General features: G+C 30.6%; 3 protein-coding genes. All 3 read left to right on the forward strand.

Annotation, left to right across the window (positions count from 1 at the left end):
- On the forward strand, positions 1-374 hold a 374-nt coding region (locus tag ACRDBA_RS18140; protein ID WP_438574339.1), incomplete at its 5' end, for an FAD-dependent thymidylate synthase.
- A complete protein-coding gene (locus ACRDBA_RS18145) occupies positions 375-2,288 on the forward strand; it encodes a zinc-ribbon domain-containing protein (RefSeq protein WP_438574340.1) in 1,914 nt (637 codons plus the stop codon).
- Positions 2,288-3,361, forward strand: a complete 1,074-nt coding sequence (locus ACRDBA_RS18150) for an AAA family ATPase (protein ID WP_438574341.1) — start codon at positions 2,288-2,290, stop codon at positions 3,359-3,361. The genes ACRDBA_RS18145 and ACRDBA_RS18150 overlap by 1 nt, the downstream gene beginning before the upstream one ends.
- Positions 3,362-3,448 lie beyond the last annotated feature (87 nt).

A 3,448-nucleotide genomic window follows, 5' to 3' on the forward strand; every position in this document is an offset into this window, starting at 1 on the left:
TGATAAATTCATATGAATCTTATGTAAAGATAGCTTCAATGCTAAAAGATAGATACATAGCAGAGGGAATGAAAGAGAAAGATGCAGAGAAGAAAGCTATAGAAGATGCAAGATATGTATTGCCAAATGCTTGTGAAACGAAAATGGTGTTCACAATGAATGCTAGAACACTGCTTAACTTTATAAAACATAGAGATTGTGAAAGAGCGCAATGGGAAATTAGAGAAATGACAGAGCTTATGGTTAAAGAATTAATGAAGATAAGCCCTAAATTATTCAGTAAGTGTGGAGCAAGTTGCCGCTACGGAAAATGTGGAGAAGGGAATATGAGCTGCGGACATCCTAAACCTAGATGGGAAGATGTTGGTAATTAAATGAAGAATGTAAAAGATATATTTATTAAAAAAGGAATGTCTAGAAATGAAGTAAATGAAGAATTATTGGATTATCTTGTTTTTATTGATGATTTTTACCTTGGCGGTCTTCATAAGCATAGATGGAGATGTGAATGTGGAGATATTTTTGAAAGAAAATGGGAATATATAAAGACAAGCAATAGGAGAAAATGTATAAAGTGTCTGAAGTCATTTAGCGCAAAAATATTCGGAGAACACAAAAGAGGTGCCGAAAAGTGCGGAAGATATGAATATATAAAGTCATATCGTGAAGGGGACATTCTTAGTGATGGAAGGTTAGCAAAATACTCTTATATTAGAGTTAGGCACAAATACTGTGGAGGGAGTTTTGATGTAGCGTCAGCATCTTTCAATAGTAGTAAAGTGAGAAAATGTCCACATTGCTGTCAAGATTTTGACTCGTCACTTAAAAAACATTTAGAAGATATTGATATAAAATATAGTTCAGATATAGTGTTTTATAAAGGAGAGCTAGTAAATATAAAATATTGTGTTAAAAACTATGACAAAATGAAATTGATGAGAAAAATAAAAGAGTATTATTATAAGAGAGATATAACTGATTCTAATATAATAGTGAAAACAAAAAATAGGAAAACACTAAAAGTATCTAAAAAAGACAATTTCATTGGATATCACACATCTATCAAAGGTGATGATTTCATAGAAAAATATATTGATATTGAAAAAAATGATCAGAGTGGAATAAATATATTTAGTCTTAGTAAGAGTTCTAGTAGTAAGATTTGGGTAAAATGCTTAAACAATGATAAACACGATAGCTATTTGGTAAATTGCGGCTCTTTTACAAAAGGTCATGGATGCCCATATTGCTCAGGAATAAAAGTAAGAAAAGAAGATAGTGTTGGAAAAGAGCTAGAGAAAAAATATGGAGAAAATTTTGAAGATGAAATATTAGATAAAGATAGAAATATTATTGATGGAATAGATGTGTGGAGTATGAGCATAAAGTCAAATAATAAAATATGGGTTAAATGTCAAAATAAAGACTATCATAGCTCTTATACTTGTGGAGCAAAAACATTTTTAAGAAGTCAGTATTGTCCATATTGTAGTAGCCAAAAGACTCATCCAAAAGATTCATTTGCTCAATATCATATAGATAATACTGACCCAGATTTCTTAGAAAAATATTGGGATTATGAAAAGAACACAGTAAATCCTTGGGAAATAAGTCCAAAAAGTAATAGAAATAAAGTATGGATTAAATGTCAGGAAAAAGATTATCATAGTAGCTATGAAACAAAGTGTAATGACTTCACTGGAGGCAATAGATGTCCATATTGCTCTAAAAGAACAGGTAAATTACACAAGCTAGATTCTTTTGGATATCATCATTTTGATAAAGTAATGTCTTGGCATCCTGATAATGATATAAGTCCTTTTAGGGTAACAGTTAACAATGGTAGTAAATACAAGTTCATATGCGAGAAATGTAATGCAGTTTTTGAGAAGGTGATATCGAAAATAACTGGAAGAGACGAATGGTGTCCGAATTGCTCTTCTTCAAAAGGTGAAAAGAGAGTTAGTAAGTGGTTAATAGAAAATAATATAAACTATATATATGATGAAGCGCATTTTGAAGACTTACTTTCAGACCTAGGAAATCCATTAAGACCTGATTTTATACTACCAGAGCATAAAGTTTGGATAGAATATGATGGAGAGTTTCATTTTAAAAAAGTAACTGGAAGTTATGGGAAAGATTTTGATTACAAAAAACAACAATATCACGATAAGTTAAAAGATGAATACGCTAAGAAACATGGATACAAAATGATAAGGATTCCTTATTGGGAGTTTGATAATATCGAAAAAATACTAAATAATAAAATAAGAGGAGAAAAATAATGTTAATATCTAAATTAAAGCCAAATAAAGTAAGTAAGAGTTTCTCGAGTTATACAACTATGATTTTTGGAAACCCAAAAGTTGGAAAAAGTACAATCGCTCAAAGATTAATGGAAGAAAAAGATGAAAATGGAAATACTATTCCACCACTGTTTTTAGCATTTGAACAAGGTCAAAGAGCGATTTCTAATGCAATGATTGTTCCTATCGGAAGATGGGAAGATTTAACAAGAGATAAAAAAGAAAAAGATGAAAATGGGAATGTAGAGAAAGTGCCGTCTATAAATAAGCAGTTAAAATCAGATGAAGTAAGAGATTCCTACAGGGTTTTAATAATAGATACTTGCGACATAATGTATGATATGGCCTGTCAACAAATTTGTGACAATGAGGGCGTAGAAGATATATTAGATATACCGTTTGGAAAAGGACTTAAAATGGCCGATGATTTATTCAGAAAACAATTGCTTGAGTGGGAAAATTTAAATTATAAGTTACTTTTCATAAGTCACAGCGAAGATAAAAAAATGATAGAAAAAGACCACAAGGGAGTAGAAAGAGAAATATCAAAGTTTGTGCCTTCGTTAAACAAGAGAGCGTTTAAGATAGTTTCTAAAATGGTAGATAATATATTTTTCGCATATTTGCAAACGGATGAGAATGGTGTGGATAAGAGATGTCTATTTACACGCCAAACAGCAACATATTTTAGTGGATCTAGAATAAAACACCTTCCAGAAGTTCTACCAATGGATGCTACTGAAATACGAAAAGCAATGAAAGAGGCGATAGAAAAAGAAGATATGACAACAGATGAGGTATATTCTTCAGGCAGTGCAATGTCTACTATGATTGAGCAAGAGTTTGAAACATTTGAAGAAATAAAAGCAAATGTAATAGATTTAGTAAAAACTAAGTTCCAACCAAATGGTAAAATGGATATAGTATCTTCTTTAGTAACTAAGCACTTAGGAGAAGGAAATACTATAGGTGGAGCTACGGAAGATAGCATAGATGGATTAGATGCAATACTAGATGAATTAACAGCTAAATCGAAAGAGTTAGGATTATAATAAGTAAATACATAATTAATAATAGTAGATTGAAATATATCTACTATTATTTTACCAATAAAAGTGAACTTTTATCTATTAAATTGA

The organism is Clostridium sp. (assembly GCF_051654825.1).
Classification (GTDB): domain Bacteria; phylum Bacillota; class Clostridia; order Clostridiales; family Clostridiaceae; genus Clostridium.

Bases quoted from the DNA above. Each gene is read 5' to 3' on its own strand.
- ACRDBA_RS18150 (WP_438574341.1), top strand. From the start codon at position 2,288: ATGTTAATATCTAAATTAAAGCCAAATAAAGTAAGTAAGAGTTTCTCG.
- ACRDBA_RS18145 (WP_438574340.1), top strand. From the start codon at position 375: ATGAAGAATGTAAAAGATATATTTATTAAAAAAGGAATGTCTAGAAAT.